Raw genomic sequence first — 23,118 nt, forward strand, 5'->3', positions numbered from 1 at the left:
CCCTGGGTGTTAAGCGGCACAATCGCCGAGAAATCTTGCGAACGCTGTCGCCATTACGGGCAATATGCTTAATAAGCGGTGGTCGGCATCCAATATATGCAGACGCGCGTGATGTTCGCGGCAGAAGCGCCAGGCGTTCTCCGGTGGTACCACATCATCTTGCCAGCCGTGAAAGACCTCAATGTTGGCGGTGCTAGGCTTAAACTCGGTACGCGCATAGCCTGGCAAATAAAATGCCGGCGCAATCAAAAACAAACCCTTCGGCTTGATGATTTCCGCCGCGACGGTCGAAACATAAGCGCCCATGCTGGAGCCCACCAGCACTATCGTTTCATATCCCGATACATCCAGCGCCAATAGCTGTTGCACGCGCCAGTCCGGATCGTTGCTGGCTTGATAATCCGGGCTGATAAATTCAAACCCTTGGCGTTTGGCGACCTCCGCCAGTGCCAATGGCTTTTCGCCCCAGGGAATACTGTCCTTGCCGTGGTTGTATATCACCAGTTTGCTCATAGTCTTTTTCTCGCTGTCGGAAAGATTATTTTCGGAAAAACAAGTTGGCCAGCAATGTGATCAGCAAGCTGACCACAATCATCGATGTAATCGGTATAAACACGAAGCAGTTTTTATTCTGAATCCGAATATCCCCAGGCAGCTTGCCGAACCAATTCACCAACCATGGGGCGTAATTCAGAACCAAGCCGAGCACCAGGATGGCCGAGCCGATAGTAATGAGTGCTTTACCGGGTTCCATTTTTTTCCTATGCGTTACGGAATGACTACCACTTGCGCGAAACCGCCGCCCGGCGTGCGAAAGTTGGTGGTTTGGCCTTGGTAGAGGCGGGCGCAGAGCAATTGGGTTTGGCCTTGATAGACATAGTGGCGCAAATCCAGTTTTAACTCGCCGGCATCCAGATGCCGTTCGCTGGGTTTTACCAGCGTCTGCGCTACATAATCGTGTTGCAAAATATCCTCGAAAACGCGCCGTGTCAATTTATCGCCGCGATACGCCGCTTTACTGCCATAGCCTCTGGCGGGTTTGAAAAACAGCTGCTTACGTTCCGCCCAGAACTGATCGGCATTCTGCGCATCAACCAGCATCGTGTGGGCGATACCTTCTCGCAATAGTGTTCGGGTACGCTCATCGACGCCGATTGTACGCAGAAAGTCGTCTTTGCCCAGCCAGACCAGATTTCTTTTGTCGGCATACAGCGCATGATTTCTGGGGTGCGGCGTCAGCACGACTGCATCGGCCAGATAGGCTTCTCGTAAACTCCGGCATTTTAGAGATTCCAAGCCAAAGTCGGTCAAGCGGTTATAAACCAGATCGATTTGCAGATCACCGTGCCAAAGTGCGCCGTCGTCATAGCGCAAGGCCTTGGGGTCGCAGACTACGGTTTTGATTTTATGTTGTTCGAACAACTGTTTAAACAACAGAAACTCCGGCCACAGGTATTGATTTTGTGGGTCTTCATCGACAATGGCAATGCTGCGCAGCGGCGCCAAGCCACGCTCCGCGCGCCACTCCCGGTAAAACATGTCGATAAATAAGGTTTCGGCTGGCTGAGTATCCTGCCCAGGCAATTTAAGTGTGCCAGGCTGCTGGTTGCCGGCGATTTCGCAACAGCTGTTTTGCGCGCGAATCAATAACGCATTAATCATCGCGCCGCCGGCATTGGAATTGATTTCGATTAGTTTTGGGCCGTCGGCGCTCAAATGAAAGTCGTAGCCTAGAAATACGCCATGGGCTTTGGCTAAAAACCGCGCCGCGTCCGGTGCGTATGTAAGTACCTGTTGTTGATACGCCGGCAAGGCAATTACGTGTTCCAGCGCGGCGATGATTGCCAATTGTTGGTCCAGGCAAGCTTGATCGATAAACACCGCGGACTCGGCAAATAAATTCGGCCGCTCCTCCGCAATCATCCGATACAAATCGCCGTTTTCGTCCAGCCTGTTCAGTTCGCGACGCAGCGCTGTGCGATTTAGTGATGAGCAGCGGCAATCGCTATTTAGCTGTCTGGCGTTAGGTGTTTGCTCGGGTTCTGGATGGGGATGCATGAAAACGATAGGCGCGGATGGGTGCTGAAACAGAATTTACGCCGCTATTCTAGCGCGATACGCCTGTCCGTTAATCGGTAAATTCTTATACAGATGCCTGCTAGATCGGCAAAAATCATTTACAAACAGGCGGTTGAGCTTATTTTGTTAGCTAGCGTACATGCTGATCGACATGTTCCGAACAGCATGATCCAAACTTGTGAAACTTGAGCCTGCACGGTATTTTGCCGATAGCAGCATCACTTTAGCCGTAACTTTTTAGGGTGCGGCAATGATCGCTGAACTGTATGGCATTAAGCCCTTTTTATCGGGCAAAACTAGAACTTGAGCCCGTATTTTGTCAATATGGCAACCTTTGTCCGAATTTGAACTTGCAAAAATCATGACCCAGCAAGCCGTATCACGCACCAATCAAACAACCAGGCGCAACTTTCCACCGTATCTGCTGACGGTACTGATGCTGTTGTATGGTTTTTCGCAATCCGCCAGCAGCCAGAGCCCGGAGCCTTCTGTAGGGCAAGCCATACAATCGTTACTAGCCGGCAAACAGCAGCCTTTGCTGTCGCAAGCGGATTTTTCGCAGTATAGCGACGCACTAAAACAGCTGTATCAGATGAATGCCAACCAGCTGATTTGGCTGGGGGAAGGTCGAGCCGCGAAAAATCGCGAAGACGCTTTGAGCTTGCTGAGCAATGCCAAAGTCGATGGTTTAAATCCGGACGTTTATGAAGTTGAGCGTTTGCGCGGCTACATACAACAAGCCGTTGCGCTGCCACACACTGCAACGACGCAGTTGGTCTCTTACGACGTGGCTTTGTCGATAGCATTGGTGCATTACGCGCATGATCTGCATATTGGCCGGGTTGATCCGCGCGACTTCAATTATCCCCCACAGTTTGCCGCCAAATCGGCAAGCGAGGTCGCCGTATCGCTGAATCAACATATCCAACAACAATCCCTTGCCGAACTGCCGGCGGCGCTGGCGCCAAAATTCAAGCAATATCAGCAGTTAAAGACTTTGTTGGCTGCTTATCGTCAGCAAAATACTGGGGCGCAGAAGCCAAAACTGCTTTTTGCCAAATCGTTGCGCCCAGGCGAGCAAGACGCGCAATTGCCCGAGTTACGCCAGCGTTTGGCGGAGTTGGGTGTACTGAAAGCGGAAGACGTTGTTGGTGCCGGCAACACGGAAACACTTTACGATGCGGCCGCGACGGAAGCAGTGCAACGCTTACAGCAGCAACAAGGCTTAAAAGCCGATGGGGTGATCGGTAAACAAACTCTGGCCTTATTGAATCAAACGCCGGCCGAAAAAATTGCGATGCTTGAATTAGCCATGGAGCGTTTGCGTTGGATGCCTGAGTTGCCGGAAGGGCCGAGGATATTTGTGAATATTCCGGCGTTTCAGTTATGGGCTTTCAATTCCCGTGACGATCAACAGCCTTTGACGATGAAAGTCATCGTCGGCAAAGCCGAGCAAAATCAGACGCCGGTACTCTGGGAAGAAATGAAATATCTGGAATTCATGCCGTATTGGAATATCCCGAAAAGTATTATGGACAAGGAAATGCTGCCCAAGTTAGTGAGCGATGAAGAGTTTCTGGCGAATCAGGATATAGAATTGGTGGGACGTGACGCCGACGACGATGAAGAGGAAAATCAGGACAGCATCGTCGACGAAATCAAGAGCGGGCGGGTCCGCGCCAGGCAGCGACCCGGCAGCAGCAACCCCTTGGGACGGGTGAAATTTATTTTTCCGAACAAAGCCGATGTGTATTTGCACGATACGCCGGGCAAAGCCGCGTTTAATCGTGATCGCCGCGATCTCAGTCACGGCTGCGTTAGAGTGGCGGAGGCTGAAAAGCTGGCGGAATTTGTGCTGGGCGACCAAGCCGAATGGGACCAACAAACGATACAGCAAGCCATGGCCGGGCCCAAAACTCAACGGGTCACGCTGAAAAAATCGATACCTGTGTTGTTTTTTTATACCACTGTGTTTGTGGGCCTTGACGATAAACCGCGCTTTTACCCGGATATTTATGGTCAAGATCAATTGTTACAAACCGCTTTGAGCAAAGCCGCCAATCCGGGCGCTAAACAACAATTGGTCAGTAAAGCGGTAAATAGTGCCGGCGGCGGTTAACGGGGTTCAGTTTTAAGGGTTTTGGATTATGCTGTTATCCGGAGTGTGGTTTTTTGGGAGACAGGGATATGACGCAAGCAAAAATAGTAAACCAGGCGGTTACCGAGAAAGTTAAGAAATCGCCGGCGCGCAAAGGCAAGAAAGTTAGAATGGCACCGCCGACCAATGGCGAGATTTTGGTCAAAGGTGTCGTGATGGGTATCGTGATTTCCGGGTTGACGCACGCCAGCAAAAGCATCACCCGTGCACTGATCCGCCATCCGCTTGCCTTATTCTCCGGTGGTTTGCTGGCCGGGTATTTGGCGCATAAACACCGCAAGGACATCATCGTGCTGGGTAGTCGCACCGCAGTGGAAAGCCGAAATTTCGTGCTGAGACAACGCGAAAACCTCGGCGATTTAATTGCTGAAATCAAGGCAGAAAGCGGCAAGACTCTCTAATCTTCGGTTTGTTTGGGTTTACCCGGATCTTGCCTCGCCTGCGGGTGTTCTGATGACCGGGCTCTCGTATCCGCGTCACTGCGGTGCATAAGCAGCACTACCGCAAAAATATTTTTACGGTAGATTGCTGGCTATCGCAGTAGCTCAGCATCGTCTTCCGCCAGTATCATGAAAATTTACCACATCCACCGCCAGCAACGCTTGGCGCTCAGTCAGGAGCAGGCGTGGGCGTTCTTTTCCTCTCCGCACTATTTAAATCAAATTACGCCGGAGTTTTTTCATGTCGATATTACTTCGCCGGTGCCCGAGGATATTTACCCTGGCTTATTGATCCGTTACCGGATGAAGGCGGTTTTGGGGGTGCCCATGTCCTGGCTGTCGGAAGTCAGCCACTGCGATAAGCCCAACCGGTTTGTCTATCAACAAGCGGTTGGTCCATTTGGATTCTGGAGCCATGAAGTGTGTCTAAGACCTTGCGAGGAGGGCATCGTATTGGAAGACATCGTGTTTTATACGATGCCCTTCGGCTGGTTGGGTCAGTTGTTGCATGGCTTTATCGGCGATAAGTTGCAGCGTATTTTCGATACGCGCCGCGATTATCTGCAAGCAAAGTGGGGCGTTGGCGGGCCGTAGCGCATGCAATTTGGTATCGGTTTGGCAGTTGACTTTTTTTAACCGCAGGCATCTAATCAAGACCCTGCACATTCAACCTGAAGGAGACGAATATGGCTCAAGACAAAGGTTATTTGGATCAGTCCGGCAATCAAGTGGTTGCTATCGTTAAAAATCTGGACCGCGATGTCGAGCGCGGGGAAGATACCGTCATGTTGGGATATGGCTTGGTATTGCTGGCGCCGGCTTTCGCTCCCTTGTTGCCGCCCAGTATTCTGTTGCCGCTGATGGCGATTGCCTTCGCGGTATCGGCGACTGCGGCGCGTCTGCATTTTTACAAAATGGCTCGCAAGCTCTCGGTTGCCTTGGATGAACTGGAAAGCCGGGATAAACAGACTTTTAAGCCGATCACCGACGTATTCGCCGAGCATCCCCAGCAAACACTGGCTGTCGCTTTTAACCCGTTAAAAAATTTGAAACGTAGCGCGAAAAGCATACTCGGTGGCTTGATGATCAACCCGTTTTGGGGGCCGATTTTTTATATGTTGGGTGTGCAGTTTGTCGAGGATAAACAATTGGTAGTGTTGAATAAGGCCGTGATTGCAGTCGAAGATCAAGTGATGCCTATCGTACTGCGCGACGACTGGGCTGAATAAACGCAGGATTTGCAAATGTTAGGCGGCGGATAAGCCGTTGGGGGAGGAATAATCAGCTTGAGTCTATGGGTTTTAGGCTATTGTTATCGGTGGCAGCCATTGTCCAAAAGTACAGTTATACACAGAAGTTGTGGATAAACTTGTGATCAAATCGTGAGCAAACCAGCCAATCGCCCGTCCTGTTTGGGACATCTTTAAATTGACTAAAAATTAGTCAGGCAATTTTTGACTATGCTTAGAGCATCATAAAAAAGCCGTCGGCTTTGCCCGACGGCCCCCCGTTTTATTTCCTGAAAAGGTTATCCCATGCAAAAGCAAACCCTCACCATCGACGGCAATCAGGCTGCGGCCAGCATTGCTTATAAACTCAATGAAGTGATCGCAATTTACCCGATTACCCCGTCCTCGGCGATGGGCGAATGGGCCGACGAATGGGCCTCCCGCGATCAACCCAATCTTTGGGGTACCGTACCTCGCGTAGTCGAACTGCAAAGCGAAGCCGGCGCGGCCGGCACCATTCATGGCGCGCTGCAAGCCGGTACCTTGGCCACCACCTTCACTGCCTCGCAAGGCCTGTTGTTGATGCTGCCGAATATGTACAAAATCGCCGGCGAACTGAGCCCGACGGTGTTTCATATCGCCGCCCGTTCACTTGCTTGCCAGGGCTTGTCGATCTTTGGCGATCATAGCGACGTGATGGCGGCGCGGATGACGGGCTACGCGATGTTGTGTTCCAACTCGCCGCAAGAAGTGCAAGATTTGGCGCTGGTCGCGCATGCCGTGGCTTTGCAAAGCCGCATCCCGTTCATGCATTTTTTCGACGGCTTCCGCACCTCACACGAGGTCGCCAAAATTGTCGAGATCGACGACAGCGTCATTCGGGCGATGATAGATGACAGCTGGGTTAGCGAGCATCGCGGCCGGGCCTTGACGCCGGATAAGCCGGTGCTGCGTGGTACCGCGCAAAACCCGGACGTGTATTTCCAGGGTCGCGAGTCGGTTAATCCTTACTACGCTGCACTCCCGGAGATTGCCCAACAAACCATGGACCGGCTAGCCGGTTTGACTGGCCGTCAATACCGCTTGTTCGAATACGTCGGGTCGCCGCAAGCCGAGCGAGTAATCGTGATTATGGGTTCCGGCGCCGAAGCGGTGGAAGAGACCCTGGAATATCTGAATCGCCAGGGCGAAGCGGTGGGCTTGTTGAAAGTGCGCTTGTTTCGGCCGTTTTCACCGCAGCATTTGATCGACGCCTTGCCGGCCAGTTGCCGAAAAATCGCGGTACTGGATCGCACCAAGGAACCGGGTGCCGACGGCGAGCCTTTGTACAAAGATGTATTGGCCGCCGTGGCCCAAGCCTTCAGCGACGGCGAAAAATTTACCAGCCTGCCCAAAGTGGTGGGCGGCCGCTACGGTTTATCGTCCAAGGAATTCACGCCGGGCATGATCAAGGCGGTTTACGACGAACTGAAAAACGACAGACCGAAGAATCACTTTACGGTCGGCATCAACGACGACGTCAGCCACACCAGCTTAGATTGGAACCCCGCTTACCGCACCGATACCCACGATCAAACCTTTCAAGCCATGTTTTACGGTTTGGGTAGCGACGGCACCGTTGGCGCGAACAAAAATACCATCAAAATCATCGGCGAAGAAACCGATTTATATGCCCAGGGTTATTTTGTTTACGACTCTAAAAAGTCCGGGGCAATTACCGTGTCGCATCTGCGCTTTGGGCCGAAGCCGATTCGTTCCACCTATTTGATCGGTGAGAACGACGCCCAATTCATCGGCTGTCATCAAACCGTATTTCTGGAACGCTATGACATGCTGGCCAACGCTGCCGACAAAGCGGTGTTTCTATTAAACAGCCCTGCGTCGCCTGATGAAGTTTGGGAGACATTGCCGCGCAAGATGCAGCAGCAAATGCTGGATAAGAAAATCCGTTTTTATCTGATCGACGGCAACGCGGTAGCGGAAAAATCCGGTATGGGCAAACGCATCAACACCATCATGCAGACTTGTTTTTTTGCGATTTCCGGGGTGTTGCCGCAGGAGCAAGCCATTGCCGCGATTAAACATGCCGTCGAAAAAACCTATGGCAAAAAAGGCCAGCGCATTGTCGATTTAAACTTCAAAGCCATCGACGAAACTTTGGCTGGCTTACGCCATGTGCCCTTACCCAAGCAAGCCGACAGCGGTTTCGATATTGCCGCGTTGATTGCCGATAGCGCACCCGAATTTATTCGTCGCGTCACCGGTGAAATCATCGCTGGCCGTGGCGATGCCTTGCCGGTCAGTGCAATGCCTGTAGATGGCACCTTCCCGACCGGCACCGCTGCCTACGAAAAACGCAATCTGGCGCTGGAGATTCCGGTCTGGGAAACCGATTTGTGCACCCAGTGTGGCAAATGCCCGATGGTTTGTCCGCACGCGGCGATCCGCAGCAAAATCGTGCCCAGCGAAGCCTTGAGCAATGCGCCCGAAACCTTCAAGCACGCGGCGATGCTGGGTAAAGATTTTCCTGCCGGCCTGTCGATCAGTTATCAGGTGGCACCGGAAGATTGTACCGGCTGCGGACTTTGCGTTGACATTTGTCCGATCCGCGACAAATCCAACGCCAGCCGCAAGGCCTTGAACATGCGGCCGCAAGCGCCGCTGCGCGAACCGGAAAGTCAAAACTGGGATTACTTCTTGTCCTTGCCGGAATACGATCGCCGCTTATTAAAAACCAACACCATCAAAGGCTCGATGGTGTTACAGCCTTTGTTCGAATTCTCCGGCGCCTGTGTCGGTTGCGGCGAAACCCCGTATGTGAAGCTGGCATCACAACTATTCGGTGACCGGATGGTGGTAGCCAATGCCACCGGCTGTTCGTCGATATACGGCGGCAACTTGCCGACCACGCCCTGGACCAAAAATCCCGAGGGAAGGGGGCCGGCCTGGAATAATTCCTTGTTCGAGGACAACGCCGAGTTCGGTTTGGGCATGCGGGTGGCAATCGATAAACAAGCTGAGCATGCGGCCGAATTACTGGTATCGCTACGGGAAACCTTGGGCGGCGAATTGGTCGATGCGATTTTACACGCCGACCAAGCCGATGAAGCCGGCCTTTACGAACAACGCCAACGCGTCGCCGAATTAAAACAGCATTTACCCTCGCTGAAGCAAGCAGCCGCGCAAGCCCTGTTGCCCCTGGCGGATTATCTGTGCAAGAAAAGCGTCTGGATCATCGGCGGCGACGGTTGGGCTTATGACATCGGTTATGGCGGTCTGGATCATGTATTGGCTAGCGGCCGTAACGTCAATATCCTGGTGTTGGATACGGAAGTGTATTCCAACACCGGCGGTCAGACTTCCAAATCTACACCGCTGGGTGCGGTGGCCAAGTTCGCGGCCGGTGGTAAGGCCACCGCGAAAAAAGATCTGGCGCTGCTGGCGCTGGACTATGGCAATGTTTATGTGGCTCATGTGGCTTATGCCGGCAAGGACACACAAACCCTCAACGCCTTCTTGGAAGCGGAAGCCCACAATGGCCCGTCCATCATCATCGCCTACGCGCCTTGCATAGCCCACGGTGTGGATTTGTCCAACAACCATAGACAGCAAAATCTGGCAGTAAAAAGCGGGCATTGGCCTTTGTTTAGATTCAATCCCGGCCGCATCCAGCAAGGCAAGAATCCGATGCAATTGGATTCTGCGGAACCGTCGGTGCCGCTGCGCGAGTTTGTGATGAGCGAAACCCGCTTCAGCATGCTCTGGCAAAGTCATCCCGACCATGCCGAAGCGTTTTTGAAACAGGCGCAGCAGGACGTTAAAAACCGCTACCGCTACTATCAACAACTGGCCGCGCTGGAATGGAGCGATGCCACCAGTGTCGCGGCAGCCAAAGCCGCACTGAAAGCCGATCTTGCCCAGGAGAGCCAACATGGTTGATTTAACGACAAATTATTTGGGCCTGAAACTGGCGCATCCTTTGGTGCCTTCAGCATCGCCGCTGAGCAAGGACTTGGACAGCGCCCGCCGCCTGGAAGATGCCGGCGCGGCGGCCATCGTCATGTCTTCCTTGTTTGAAGAAAAGATCGAAGCCGAACAGCAACAGATGGAGCGGTTTTTTTACGGGCAGGGCATAGGCTATGGCGAGGCCGATTCCTTTCATCCTGTGCCGGACCATATTTTGACTTACCAGGAACAATATCTGGAACATCTGCAACGCTTGAAAAGTAGTTTGCATATTCCGGTGATCGCCAGCCTGAACGGCATTTCCCAGGGCGGCTGGATCGAATACGGCCAAGCCTTGCAACAAGCCGGGGCCGACGCCCTGGAACTGAATATCTACCATCTGGCGGCTAATGCCGATGAAAGCAGCGAAATGGTGGAAAACCGCTATCTGGATATTTTGCGGGAGTTGAAAAGCCGGGTGAGTGTGCCGCTGACCTTAAAACTCGGTCCGCAATTCAGCTCGCCGATTCATTTCGCCCAACGCCTGGAAGCCGCCGGTGCGGATGGTATTGCGATATTCAACCGGTTTTATCAGCCGGATATTGATTTGGAAACCCTGGAAGTGGTGCCGAAACTGCAATTGTCTTCGCAAGCCGAAGCCTTGCTGCGTATCCGCTGGACGGCCTTGCTATATGGTCGCGTGAAATTGTCCTTGGCGGTCACCGGTGGTTTTCACCATAGCGCGGATGTGATCAAAGCCTTGCTGGCGGGCGCGGACGTGGTGCATCTGTGCAGCGTGTTGTTGGCGCAAGGTGTGGGCAAACTCAGCGAAATTCGCGCGGAGCTGGAACAATGGCTGATCGAACACGAATACGATTCCATCAACCAACTGAAAGGCAGCGTCAGCCAGCAACACGCCATAGACCCTAGCGCGTATGAGCGTGCCAATTACATCCATGTATTGGACAGTTACACGCCGTCCGCCGGTGTGTTGAGATAGCCTGAAGCCGTGCGGGATTTGGATGAACTATTCGCCGGTTTGGCTAAATCCAGATTCCGCAGCCAGTTTCGTTTTAATGCCAAAGACCGGGATTATCTAAAGAGCAAAGGCCTGGAAACGGTATTGAGCCACGCCAGGGACTTTGTCGAAAAGCGCCTGGCCGCCGCCGAGCCGCGCAATGACGGCAAACAAACCCCGTTTCGCGGCCATCCGGTATTCGTCGCGCAACACGCCACCGCCTGCTGCTGTCGAGGATGCCTGGAAAAATGGCATAAAATTCCGCAGGGCAGGGAGTTGAGTGACGACGAACAAACCTATGTTTGTAATGTGTTGGAGCGGTGGTTAAAGATTGCTGTTACCGATATTTAATCAGCCAGATAACGGCAGATATGTAATTCGCATAAATGGATTAAATTCGTGCTTTAGCTGCAATGGTCTTACTATTCCCCGCTATTCCGCCGGACTACGAGCGCAAATGTCATGGGTCAAGAAATTCATGCCGCAATCTATCAAGATGCCGACTTTCAGAGTTTCCGCGAGCGTCTATCCGCAGAAACCGAACTGCTCGGCAGGCTGATTAACAGCCGCGCTTGTTCGGAAGCCGAGCCGGTGGCTGGTTTTGAAATCGAAGCTTGGCTGCTGGACGACAACATGCGGCCGGCACCGATGAATCAGGACTATCTGCACTCTTTTGCCCACCCGATGGCCGGTCCGGAACTGGCCAAATTCAATATCGAACTGAACACGCCGCCGCTGGCGTTGACCGGCGACGTATTCAGTCGCATGCATCAGGATTTGCAAAACACCTGGCAGCAAGCCGAACAGCACGCCCGGCAACGGGATTTGCATTTGTTGGCGATAGGCACCTTGCCAACCTTGCAGCAAAGCGATCTGCATTTGGGCAATATGTCGGACATGAATCGCTACCGGGCCTTGAATCAACAGATTTTGCGCTGCCGAGGCCGGCCGATTGTGCTGGATATATGCGGGCATGAACATCTGAAAATAGAGCATCACGATGTGATGCTGGAGGCCGCCACCACCTCGTTTCAATTGCATATCCAATGTCCTTTGAACATTGCCCATCACGTTTACAACGCGGCTATCATTGCTTCGGCGGCGATGGTGGCATTGGCTGCCAACGCGCCGTTTTTGTTTGGTAAGGATATCTGGGCGGAAACCCGTATTCCCTTGTTCGAACAGGCCATCGCCACCGGCGGCTATGCCGGGGCCGCCGACGGGCCCTTGCACCGGGTGAGTTTCGGTTCCGATTTTGCCCGGCATTCGATTCTGGAATGCTTTGTCGAGAACCAGCAACATTTTCCGGTTCTGCTGCCGGAGTATTTCGACGATGCGCCGGAAGCGTTTCAACACTTACGCCTGCATAACGGCACGATCTGGCGTTGGAACCGGCCGCTGGTGGGTTTCGATGCCGACGGCACGCCGCATATCCGCATCGAACACCGTACGCCGGCCGCAGGGCCGACCGTACTGGACATGATTGCCAACGCCGCCTTTTATTATGGACTGGTGAAAAATCTGGCCGACGAACGGCAAGCGGGCGGGGCGGAGTTATCCTTCGCCCAGGCCAAGGATAATTTTTATCAAGCGGCGCGGCACGGTTTGGATAGCCATGTCGTCTGGTTTGGTGAACATAAACTACGGTTGGCGGTGCTGATCGAGCAGGAGCTAGTGCCGCGTGCCGTTCAGGGCTTGCAGGCTTTGGGCATCTGCACTGCTGATTGTGAGAATTATCTGGATGTGATTCGCCAGCGCCTAGCCAATCAACAGACCGGCAGCCACTGGCAGCGGCGGTTTATCAAGGAAAATCCGGGCGAATTTGCGGAGCTGACGCGGGTTTATTTGCAGCGGCAACGGAGTGGAGAAACGGTTTCGGCATGGGGAATATGAATAACTGCAACATCATCTTTTCGGTGCTCAGTCGTTACTGCCATTAAGTTAAGAAAAAGCTCCCTCTCCTGCTGGAGAGGGTTTCATTGTTCCCACGCTCCGGCGTGGGAACAGGGTTGCACGACGCTCCAGCGTCCCGATGTGCACTGCTGGAGCGGTGCGGGCTACATTCCTTCGCTGGAGCGTGGGAATGATAAACAACTGTTCTACGCCAACCGATCAATCAAGTTCAGCCCGTGACAGCAGATCTCGAAGTACCTCTTCGTTGTTAAAGGCCAATGACATTGCTTTTCCGAGACGTTCCAGCGCGGAACGTGATCCTTGTGCGGAAAACATTCCCGCCTCCGGATCGAAATCGAGCTCATCTTGTAAATCGGGCAGTTGTTCGAATAGTATGACTTGAGCAATTGAGTTCCAGTCGTAACCGTTGCCATTCCAGCCTTCGTCAGCCCGCTCTTCGAATACATGCAATTTCTCAACCATATCCTGGTCGGAAAGTATTAGAGACCGGTATTCTCCCGAGTCCAGAAGAATGAACGGCGCATAGGTAGTCTTGTCTGTATTGTCTTTATCCATAAGGACCTCGGGATGTAAATTTAGTGAAATGTAGCGGGTGCGTAGATCGGAAATGCCATTCGCCTTTGCCCTGAGGATACTGAGTTTAACGAAGGGCCAGCCACCTCAGGCTTCGACGAGCTCAGCCCTAACGGGGCACCAGAGATAAATAGGGCCGGGTTAATAAGGCTGTGGCCGGGTAAGCATAGGTGGTTTTCCCGGTTTCATTTATGTCAGCCTGAAAATAACGATAGAATCGCTCCAAGCAAATCAGTTAAATTCGTTATGCCACAGATTTCACGCGCCAATTGCATCCCCAAACAATTCGACAGCCTGCCAAACGGTTTGCTGGATATTTCGGTTAATAACCTACACACCCTAATCGCCGAACCAACACTATTCCACCTCCCCGGCAAACGCCCGGAAACGTTATTCGTCTCGGTGCTGCTGCACGGCAACGAATTCACCGGCTTTCTGGCAGTACAAAAGCTGCTGCAAAAATATCACGGCCAAAGCTTGCCGCGCGGCTTGACGCTGTTTTTCGGTAATACCCAGGCGGCGCGTTTTAACCTAAGACGGCTGGATGGCCAGCCGGATTTCAACCGCATCTGGCCCGGCACAGCGCTACCCGAGTCGCCGGAGACGGTTTGGGCGGCGCAGATCTGCCAGATTATGCGTGAACGCAAGGTGTTTGCCAGTGTGGATGTGCATAACAATACCGGCCTGAATCCGCATTACGCCTGCATCAACAAATTGGATAAGGATTTTCTGCATCTGGGTGCGCTGTTCGGCCGTTTGCTGGTGTATTTCACCCATCCCAAGGGTACCCAATCCAGCGCCTTTGCCGAGTTTTGCCCGGCGGTGACCTTGGAATGCGGCCGTCCCGGCCAGCCGCACGGTACCGAACATGCTTTTCAATTTCTGGACAGTTGCCTGCACTTGCATGAATTTCCGGCCCAACCAGTCGCGAAGCAGGATGTGGATATTTATCACACGGTGGCGCAAGTGACTGTTGCCGAAAATGTCCGTTATAGCTTTAGCGATGCCACTGCCGATCTGCTTCTTGATCCGGAATTGGAAAGTCTGAATTTCACGGAGATTCCGGCCGGTACGGTGTTGGGCACAACCGACTGCGCCAGGATGCCCTTGATTGCCAAAGACAACGACGGTAAGCCGGTTACGGAGCAATTCCTGACTGTTACGGATGGCCAAGTGCAAATCACTCGGCAAACAATGCCGTCCATGCTAACGCTGGACGCACGAGTCATCCGCCAGGACTGTTTGTGTTATTTGATGGAGCGTTTGGCTGTGGAGACTGGCATTTGAGTTTGTGCTGCTGCTGGATCGGCAGAGCCAAAATCCTGGACGCCGCCTTTGCGGGAATGTTAGATTCATTCGGCCGCAACGGCCTTCCAAAGGAGAAGAATAATGTTGAAGTCACTCGACGTGTTACTGGGTTTATCGGTGGTGATGTTGATCGTCAGCATGGCGGTGACCTTAATCAGTCAGGGCATTTTGAATTTACTGGCCAGCCGCGGCCGCAATCTGCGCACCGGTTTGGCCGACTTGCTGGAATTGTTGGATGCCCGCTTTTCCCGAACCGAGGCCGAGGCCATCGCCGCCTTAACCCTGACGCAACGGACTATCGGCGGCCGCTGTCGCTGCCGACTGCCAGCGTGGTTGCAATTTTTTCAGTTCGGCGAAGTGATCCATCGCGAAGAATTTATCAAGATTTTGCTGGATTTAGCGGCTGGCTACGATGTGTCGATCAAAACGGAATTTGAACAGATCAAAGCCAGGCTAGCCAATAAAACCATCAATGTTGGCCAGGCCACGGAAGCGTTGGAAAGCAAACTCCTGGAATATCCGCTGTTTTTTAAGCGCCTGGATATTGAAGCTTTGCTTGCCAAGATCAAAAAAGAAAAGGCCGAAACCAAAAAACAACAGTTTCAGCAGTTGGAGAAAATCGTCGCCGGACAAATCGATCTGCTGGACAAGTTGAAATCGGTATTGCACGACAATGGTATCGAAGATCCGGCCGCTACCTTAAAAAATGCGCGGATGCTGGCGCTGGAATTTGAAAAATCCAACCCGGAACTGGCGCACGACGTGCGCGAGGCCAATGCCTTGCTACAAGAAGCATCCAGCGATTTTCTGGCGAACATTTGTTTGAATTTCGACCATTTGCTTGACCGGGTCAGTGTCAGATTTATCGCTACTACCCGCGTAGTCAGCGTGATCAGCGCCACCCTGGTAGCGATTGCGTTGCAGTTGGACACCGTGTATTTGATCAATCGGCTGTCCATGGACGAGCAAATGCGCGCGACTTTTGTGGCATTGGCCCCTTCGATAACGGAAGATACGCAAGTAAAGGATGCAGTTGAACCAGCCGCTGCCAAAGCTAGCGGAGAGCAGGATACCGAGACCTCGGCTGACGAGACTGTTACAGCCAAAAAAGGCCTCGATCTGGAAAAGCAAAAGTATTATCTGAATTTTCTAGCGGAACAGGGTTTGATCAGCCTGCCCGTCGACCGGGAAAACTGGTGCAAACATTGGAAATTGGTGAGTATTCCCGGTTTGATTTTGTCGATTTTTCTACTGAGTCTGGGCGGGCCGTTTTGGTATAACGCTTTGAGTAAGCTGGTGCAATTGCGCTCCGGCCTTGCTCGCAAGGATGATGAGCAGAAAGCTATTCGCCAAACCACGCAGGCGTCGGGCGGCGATCCGCAAAACCCCGACACTTCGCCAACGCCTAATCCGTTACAAGGCGAACGTGGCGATATGAAGGCGCAGGGCTGAGGAGGCCGTATGGATAAGCAATGGATAGGCTGCGCGCCGGGTAATTTTCGGGTCGCCCGCCCAGCAGGTTTAAAGCCGGAAATTATAGTTTTGCATACGACTGATGGCAGCTTGACGAATGCCGCTATGTGCTACAACAAGCCGGGCACGTTGCAGTCTGTGCATTATGCCATCGGCAACAACGGTGAGATTCATCAATACGTCCAGGAAGCCGACACGGCATTTCATGCCGGTTTGGTGGTCAATCCGGCTGCCGAATTTATCAAGCAGCGGCCCAACACCAATCCCAATTTTTTCTCGATTGGTGTTGCCTTAGAAGTGTCGGTGCTTGGCCCGCCTACGGCCACGCAATTAGCGGCATGCTCGAAATTAATCAGGGAAATTGCCGACCGCTGGCGGATTAGCGTCGATGCGGATCATGTGTTGTCGCATAGCGCGATTCGCGCCTCGGTAAACTGTCCCGCTGCCAATGTCGATATTGCCCAGCTGATTGCCACTGCGGTGCCGGATCCGGCAACCAATTTAGTGGCCGGCAAGCCAATCGGCTTGCTGAGTAAAGTAAATCTCCGCAGTAGCGCGTCTGTCAGCGCACCGGTGCTGCGCGTCTTGGATGCCGGCAGTAAAGTCGAGGTTGTCAGCTTTACGGCGGGTGATGTGGTGTCCGGCAACGGCTATTGGTATCAGGATAAAGACAATTGTTTTTTCTGGGCGGGGGCCACAGATCGGCCCAATCCGCGGATATTGCTAACGCCGAACGAAGACGAGGCGAGCACCGATACTATGCTGCTCATTGACCAAGCTGCCGCTACGGCTGCAGGTTTGCAGATCAATCGCTCCCGATTCCGTTTGCCGGCTGGGCAGTTTTTTCCCGAGCGGCCGAAAAAAGATCTGATTGTTTTGCACTTCACGGCGGGTTCGTCTGCCAAGTCGGCGTTCGATACCTGGATCGGCGATGCCCAACATATCGCCGCAGCTTATCTGGTGGATGTCGACGGCACGGTCTATGAAGTGTTCGATCCGACGCAGTGGGCTTATCATCTGGGGGTGAAGGGATTTAACGGCCGGCTGGATCAGCGCTCGATAGCGATAGAAATTGCCAATGTCGGGCCATTGCGGCCGGCGGCGGATAATCCGGAAGTCTTGAATTGGTGGCCGCCGCGTCGGGGCCAAACCCAGTTATTCGGTACTCAATACTGCGACAAAACCCAAACCGATAAATATAGGCAAACCAGCTATCGGGGCGAGCAGTATTTCGCTACTTTTCCCGCGCAGCAGGTAGGAGCGATTCGCTTGCTGCTGAACGATTTATGCGGGCGATTCTCCATACCGAAAACCTTGCCTCCCAAAGCCAAGCAATTCGAACGCGATCTGGATTTTTTCCAAAGTTATTCCGGTATCGCCAGTCATGTGAATTTTCGTAGCGATAAATGGGATATAGGCCCGGCCTTCGATTGGGCGGCGTTGGCTATTGCCAATGCGCACGGCGCCTGATTCGCGCTTGTATACGCCAATCCCGCTGGTGATCAGGTATTTTTGGCGCCTTATCACAAGCTTATTATCACAACCGATGCGGCCGTCACAGTTCTGCCCGGCCGCCGGCATGAATGTTCGCTGCGGCTGTTAAGATGGTTTAAGTAAGCGGTCGGGCAATTTTGGCCCGGACCGCTATGCTTATTTGGCACACGCTATCGCCTCACCCGCAAATCCAGCAACCCAGGAAATATCATGCCCGAAAAACCGTTCTGTATTTTTGTAGTGGATGACGATGCTCTGTTGCGTTTGGTCATAACCGACCAATTGCAGGGGCATGGCTATCAACTCCACGAGTTTGCCAATGGCGAGGAATGTTTGGCCGCCATGGATTTGGCCCCCAATCTGATTTTGTTGGATATTGAAATGCCGGGCCTCAGCGGTATCGAGGTATGTCGGCAGATTCGCGCTGACGGCAATGACGATGTGCAGGTCATGTTTGTGTCTGCCCACGACGATCTGGAGATTTTACTGACCGCGTTCGATGCCGGCGGTAACGATTTTATTCCGAAAAATGCCAAAAAAGACGTGCTTCTGCGCAAGGTCGATTTGGCCATCGAAGCCGAGCAGCAAAAACGGCAACTGCAATCGCAACTGTCTTATGCGCAAAAAACCGCATTTACCGCTATGTCCAGTTTGGGCGAAACCGGCACGGTGTTGCAGTTCTTACGCTCATCGTTTCAATGCAATACGTTTCAGCAATTGGGTAGTTTGTTAATCGAGACCTTGCAGCAATACGATCTAAACGGTTTGGTGAAATTGACCGATACCGTGAACGAATACGACTTTAGTCCGGAAACAATCTGTACGCCGCTCGAAGCCTCCATCCTTACCTACGTGGCTAAGTTGGGCCGGATTTATCAGGCTGGTGATCGCTTGGTGTTTAATTTTCCGCACGTAACGCTATTGGTGACCGGCCTGGATACCGACGATCCGGATGCGATTGGCCGATTGCGCGATCATCTGGCGATACTTGCCGAAGGTGCCGGTGCCCGTATCGAAGCCATGATCAGCGAACAACAACGCCTACAGGAAGCGAATGCCCGCCTGGAAGGCGTGAGAGAGTTGACCGATTTATTGATCGAAATCGAGGCCAATCAACAAAGTAATCACTCGCAGATGGTGAATTTAGCCGAACAGCACAAAATGAACATGGAAAGCGCCTTTATTCATTTGGGGTTGACCGATAGCCAGGAGTTTTTGCTACATGGTTACGTGGACGAACTCACTTCGCAAATGGACAACCTGTTCGAGAACGATAACAGGCTGGCCTTACGTTTGAACAAAATTGTCGAAAAACAAAAAGCCTTGCTGTTATCGGCCCAAGATCGCCGCTAACTCCCGTCCGAATCGCTACCGATCTAATATTCGCATCGAGGATTGCCTATGCAAGCTTTGTTTTCGCCCGCCGTGGCGCTGATGAATCGATTGAGTTTCAGCAAGAAGTTTGTGGTGATAGGTTTTCTGTCGTTGCTGGCGGTTGCCGTGGTGTTTTACGCTCTGTATCAAAGTCTGAACCGGGTGATATTGGATTCAGAGCGCGAGCTGCAGGGACTGTTACAAATCAAGCATATTACGCAGACCATGCAATCTGTGCAGCAGCATCGCGGTATTACCGTGGCGGTGCTCGGCGGCATAGAGAGTTTGCGGGATAAACTTGACGTATCGGAAGCCAAAGTCGCTGCGGCCTTATCGGCTTTGGGGCCAACGCTGGCGGCGGATTCGTTGACCGCTGCGGCATACGCGGATATAAAAAACGATTGGGAGCAACTCCGGCAAAACGCCGCCAACCAAAGCATTGAAGAAAGCTACCGCTTACACAGCCGTTTGGTCGAGAAGTTATTGGATTTAGAAGAACTGATTGGCGAGGAATCTTTGTTGTTCACCGACTCGAATCTGGATTCCTACCATCTGATCATGCTGGTAACCGAGCAAATGCCAAAGGCCCTGGAAGGCGTTGCGCAATTGCGTGCGTATGGCATTGGGATACTGGCCAAAAAGCAGATTAGCGCTCAGGAAAAAATCGAAATTTACCTGATTAAGGACAGAATCGAATCCGGCATCAGGGTCATTGAAGAAACGACTCATGATTTTAAACGCTATAAACCGGAATTGCACCCAATACTCGCCACCACCAGGGAAAATATTGTCAACGCAGCCAGGCTGATTACTCAGCATGTCATTGCCGATATTGTGGAGGAAAAATTCTCCATCAATCCGGAATACTTTCATTCCACCGTTACCTTAGCGCTGGATACAGCGTATGCGGAAATTTACGACAGTTTTATCCCTGCCGCCGAACAACTGATCGAGGCCAGAATTGGCGTGGCGAAAACCACGCTAGCGCTGAGTATCGGCATCCCCGGCTTTATATTTATGCTGATCATTTACTTTGCGATTGGCGCGCATCTTGCAGTGAGCCGATACGTGGAGAGGCTGGCGAAAACGGCAAAAGCGTTTGCCGGCGGCGATTTTCAGCAAAGAATGCCGTTAACCCTGCGTGATGAAATCGGGCAGGTTGCGGAGAGCTTTAACGAGATGGCTGATGGCTTTGCGGCGCTGTTGGCTGCGAGGCGCGAGGACGAGATCCGCATCCGCAGTATTGTCGATACCGCGTTGGATGCTTTGGTGCAGATGGATGCCGATGGTTTTATCAATGGCTGGAATCGCCAGGCCGAACAGATATTCGGTTGGCCGGCCACCGAAGTCTTGGGCCGCTTGTTGCATGATGTGATTATTCCGGAGCGTTACCAACAAGCTCATCAGCAAGGCATACGGCGCTATTTGGATACCGGGCGCGGAACGGTGTTAAATCAGCGAATTGAAGTGGTGGCGCTGCACCGTGACGGGCATGAGTTTCCGATTGAATTGGCCATCACCCCTAATAAATTGGCAAATGCTGTCGAGTTCAGCGCCTTTATCAGAGACATTTCCGCGCAAAAACAGGCCATACAAACTTTGCAAGCCAGCGAACAGCGGCATCGGGCGCTGTTCGAATCGTCGCGGGATGCGCTGATGACCCTCAGTGCCAGCCGTGGCTTTATCTCGGTTAACCCAGCGGCACTCAATCTGTTTGCTTGCCGGGATGAACAAGCGTTTTTAGCGCAAACCCCGGCCTCATTGTCGCCGGAATTTCAACCAAACGGCCTATCATCCGCCGAGCTGGCCAATGAAAAGCTCGAGCAGGCCATCGCCGAAGGCTCGGTGATCTTCGAATGGTTGCACCAACGCTTAACCGGCGAAACCTTTTACGCCGAAGTGCAACTCAGCCGGGTGGAGATCGACAACGAAATTGTGCTGCAAGCCACGGTGCGCGACATCAGCGAAAAAAAACGTGCCAAAGCGGCACTGATGACCAGCGAAGCCAGGACTAGGGCGGTACTGCGGACCATGTCCGATGCCGTGGTGTTGATTGATAACAAAGGCATCATGCTGCTGGTTAACGACGCCATTAGCGATTTGTTTGGCTATGAGGAAGACGAGTTATTGGGGCAAAATGTGAAGATGTTGATGCCGGAGCCTTACTATTCCGAGCATGACGGTTATTTGCGCCGGCATCTGGACAATACCAAGGAACGGGTGATGATCGGCCGGCGAATCGAAGTGGAAGGCAAGCGTAAGGATGGGCTGCTGGTGCCGATAGAGTTGAGCGTCAACGAATTGATGGACGATTTTGGTAGCACTTACATTGGGGTTATGCGTGACATTAGCCATCGCAAAGCGGTAGAGCAAGCGCACGAAGCCGCGCGTTTGGAAGCCGAACACCTGGTGCATATGAAAAGCGAGTTTCTTGCCAATATGAGTCATGAAATTCGTACCCCATTAAATGCCATTATCGGCCTGGCCAAAATGAACCTGCGCGACAATGCCGGGCGCAATATGCAGGAAAACAGCGCCCGTATTCATGATGCCGGCATGCATTTACTCAGTGTGGTCAACGACATCTTGGATTTCTCCAAAATAGAGGCCGGCAAGATGACCTTAGACGAGCATCCGTTTCGTCTGGATGCGTTGATACAGGATGCCATCAGTCTGGTGGATATGCGTGCCAAGGAAAAGCAACTCGATTTAATAGTGCATCGTCCCCAAGATTTGCCGGAATGGGTGATTGGCGACCCCTTGCGCTTAAGACAGATTTTGGTGAATTTATTGTCAAATGCGGTGAAGTTTACCAATCATGGCTATGTCAGCCTGGAAATTTATTGGCAGAAAGACATGACGGACATCAGTGTCACGGACAGCGGTATCGGCATGACCGCCGAGCAGATTGGTCGTCTGTTTACCGCTTTTCAGCAAGCGGATAACTCTACCACCCGTAAATTCGGCGGCAGCGGCTTAGGTTTGGCAATTAGCCGGGATCTGGCCAACTTGATGGGAGGCGATATTGTCGTCAAAAGTACGTTGGGGACAGGTAGCAAATTCACTTTGACTGTGCCGCTACCGGCGACGGATGCCGGTGTCGAGCATTCAGCGGATTATCATCAGGACAATGGCGGGCGCTTGCGCGGTTTGAGAATATTGGCTGCGGAAGACGTGGCTTTAAATCGCTTGGTATTGGAGGATTTGTTGAGCCACGAAGGCGCGCAGGTGACTTTTGCGGAAAACGGTCAACAGGCGCTGGATCGCTTGGAGGAAGTTGGCTATGCCGGTTTCGACGCGGTGCTGATGGATATTCAGATGCCGGTGATGGACGGATATCAGGCGGCGCGGCGTATTCTGGAAATCGCGCCGGATTTACCTATCATCGGTTTGACCGCTCACGCCATGCCTGAAGAGCGGCAGCGCTGCCTGGAAACGGGCATGCGGGATCGCGTTACCAAACCCATCGATGCCAACGCCCTGGTTGGCGCGTTGCGGCAGCATGTGTCCATCAGCAAGGTGTCTGATCACGCCAGCGGAAAGGGGGGTGCTGCCGAGGTAATTGAAATTCCGGAAGCGGCAAATGAGGCTATGGTGGCGGTCGCGACTGAAGGCTTGATCGATTGGGAGGCCTTACAGCAGCGTTTTGACGGTCGTCAGGCATTTATAGACAAATTGATAGACAACGCACTGGACGGTGCGCAGCAGGCTAACGTCGATAAACTAAGGTTGGCCGCTCAGCAGCGCGACTATGCCGCAATTAAATTTGTGGCGCATAATTTGAAAGGTTTTGCCGGTATTTTCGAGATTCAGCAAATACAGAACTTGGCGCAGCAAGCCGAGGTGGCCGCCAAGGATCAGGCCGAAGAAGCGATGGTACTGGCCGAAGGTTTGGCCAATGCGCTGGAAACGACTCTGGCGGAGTTGCAGCGTAAACGGACTGTCCCTGGTTAGGGTAACTCCGAAACTATTTTGCCATCAGCCAATTCGTCCGCAGCCTCTGAGCGACCGCTTTCGCGGTAGCGGCGAAATTTAAGGGGCGACCGCTCGTCATCATCCCAGGAAAGGATTTCCCGGTCCTATATTGCACACCGTTATCCCTTTCGTATCCTC

General features: G+C 52.7%; 17 protein-coding genes. 13 read left to right on the top strand and 4 right to left on the bottom strand.

Annotated elements, in window-relative coordinates:
* Positions 1-9 precede the first annotated feature (9 nt).
* The 3 genes from ACWAU0_RS14695 to ACWAU0_RS14705 are packed head-to-tail and all read right to left on the bottom strand — an operon-like array spanning position 10 to position 2,058.
* Entirely contained in the window at positions 10-513 is a 504-nt protein-coding gene (locus ACWAU0_RS14695; protein ID WP_458137095.1) for a YqiA/YcfP family alpha/beta fold hydrolase, read from the bottom strand.
* A gap of 25 nt (positions 514-538) precedes the next feature.
* Positions 539-754 carry a DUF2905 domain-containing protein gene (locus ACWAU0_RS14700; protein WP_458137096.1) on the bottom strand — a complete coding sequence of 72 codons (216 nt, stop codon included), beginning with the start codon at positions 752-754 and terminating at the stop codon, positions 539-541.
* A gap of 14 nt (positions 755-768) precedes the next feature.
* Complete coding sequence (locus ACWAU0_RS14705; protein WP_458137097.1) at positions 769-2,058, bottom strand: hypothetical protein; 1,290 nt, start codon at positions 2,056-2,058, stop codon at positions 769-771.
* A gap of 382 nt (positions 2,059-2,440) precedes the next feature.
* Between ACWAU0_RS14705 and ACWAU0_RS14710 the strand changes: the two genes are divergently transcribed.
* From ACWAU0_RS14710 to ACWAU0_RS14745, 8 genes are all read left to right on the top strand, one after another.
* On the top strand, positions 2,441-4,198 hold the full coding sequence (locus tag ACWAU0_RS14710) for a L,D-transpeptidase family protein (protein ID WP_458137098.1): 1,758 nt from the start codon (positions 2,441-2,443) through the stop codon (positions 4,196-4,198).
* A 68-nt stretch (positions 4,199-4,266) separates the two neighbouring features.
* Positions 4,267-4,638, top strand: coding sequence for a hypothetical protein (locus ACWAU0_RS14715; RefSeq protein ID WP_458137099.1), 372 nt, complete (start codon positions 4,267-4,269; stop codon positions 4,636-4,638).
* 168 nt (positions 4,639-4,806) lie between these two features.
* A complete protein-coding gene (locus tag ACWAU0_RS14720; RefSeq protein WP_458137100.1) occupies positions 4,807-5,271 on the top strand; it encodes an SRPBCC family protein in 465 nt (154 codons plus the stop codon).
* Positions 5,272-5,363: 92 nt separating this feature from the next.
* Positions 5,364-5,906, top strand: coding sequence for a hypothetical protein (locus ACWAU0_RS14725; RefSeq protein WP_319963160.1), 543 nt, complete (start codon positions 5,364-5,366; stop codon positions 5,904-5,906).
* A gap of 306 nt (positions 5,907-6,212) precedes the next feature.
* Complete coding sequence (gene nifJ / locus ACWAU0_RS14730; RefSeq protein ID WP_458137101.1) at positions 6,213-9,845, top strand: pyruvate:ferredoxin (flavodoxin) oxidoreductase; 3,633 nt, start codon at positions 6,213-6,215, stop codon at positions 9,843-9,845.
* Positions 9,838-10,851, top strand: coding sequence for a dihydroorotate dehydrogenase-like protein (locus ACWAU0_RS14735; RefSeq protein WP_458137102.1), 1,014 nt, complete (start codon positions 9,838-9,840; stop codon positions 10,849-10,851). The genes nifJ and ACWAU0_RS14735 overlap by 8 nt, the downstream gene beginning before the upstream one ends.
* Positions 10,852-10,860: 9 nt before the next feature.
* Entirely contained in the window at positions 10,861-11,220 is a 360-nt protein-coding gene (locus ACWAU0_RS14740) for a DUF4186 domain-containing protein (RefSeq protein ID WP_458137103.1), read from the top strand.
* Positions 11,221-11,331: 111 nt separating this feature from the next.
* The gene (locus tag ACWAU0_RS14745; RefSeq protein ID WP_458137104.1) at positions 11,332-12,762 is read left to right on the top strand and encodes a glutamate-cysteine ligase family protein; all 1,431 of its coding nucleotides are present in this window, start codon (positions 11,332-11,334) and stop codon (positions 12,760-12,762) included.
* 219 nt (positions 12,763-12,981) lie between these two features.
* Here the strand turns inward: ACWAU0_RS14745 and ACWAU0_RS14750 are convergent, their stop codons facing one another.
* On the bottom strand, positions 12,982-13,338 hold the full coding sequence (locus ACWAU0_RS14750; RefSeq protein ID WP_033155298.1) for an Imm51 family immunity protein: 357 nt from the start codon (positions 13,336-13,338) through the stop codon (positions 12,982-12,984).
* A 264-nt stretch (positions 13,339-13,602) separates the two neighbouring features.
* Between ACWAU0_RS14750 and ACWAU0_RS14755 the strand changes: the two genes are divergently transcribed.
* The 5 genes from ACWAU0_RS14755 (at position 13,603) to ACWAU0_RS14775 (ending at position 22,959) form a co-directional block, all read left to right on the top strand.
* The gene (locus tag ACWAU0_RS14755) at positions 13,603-14,643 is read left to right on the top strand and encodes a M14 family metallopeptidase (RefSeq protein ID WP_205450687.1); all 1,041 of its coding nucleotides are present in this window, start codon (positions 13,603-13,605) and stop codon (positions 14,641-14,643) included.
* 102 nt (positions 14,644-14,745) lie between these two features.
* Positions 14,746-16,116, top strand: a complete 1,371-nt coding sequence (locus ACWAU0_RS14760; protein WP_458137105.1) for a hypothetical protein — start codon at positions 14,746-14,748, stop codon at positions 16,114-16,116.
* A gap of 9 nt (positions 16,117-16,125) precedes the next feature.
* Complete coding sequence (locus tag ACWAU0_RS14765; RefSeq protein ID WP_458137106.1) at positions 16,126-17,607, top strand: N-acetylmuramoyl-L-alanine amidase; 1,482 nt, start codon at positions 16,126-16,128, stop codon at positions 17,605-17,607.
* 234 nt (positions 17,608-17,841) lie between these two features.
* Positions 17,842-18,984, top strand: a complete 1,143-nt coding sequence (locus tag ACWAU0_RS14770) for a response regulator (RefSeq protein WP_319961998.1) — start codon at positions 17,842-17,844, stop codon at positions 18,982-18,984.
* A 48-nt stretch (positions 18,985-19,032) separates the two neighbouring features.
* Entirely contained in the window at positions 19,033-22,959 is a 3,927-nt protein-coding gene (locus ACWAU0_RS14775) for a PAS domain S-box protein (RefSeq protein WP_458137107.1), read from the top strand.
* Positions 22,960-23,118 lie beyond the last annotated feature (159 nt).

The organism is Methylomonas sp. Uni0009 (assembly GCF_054188105.3).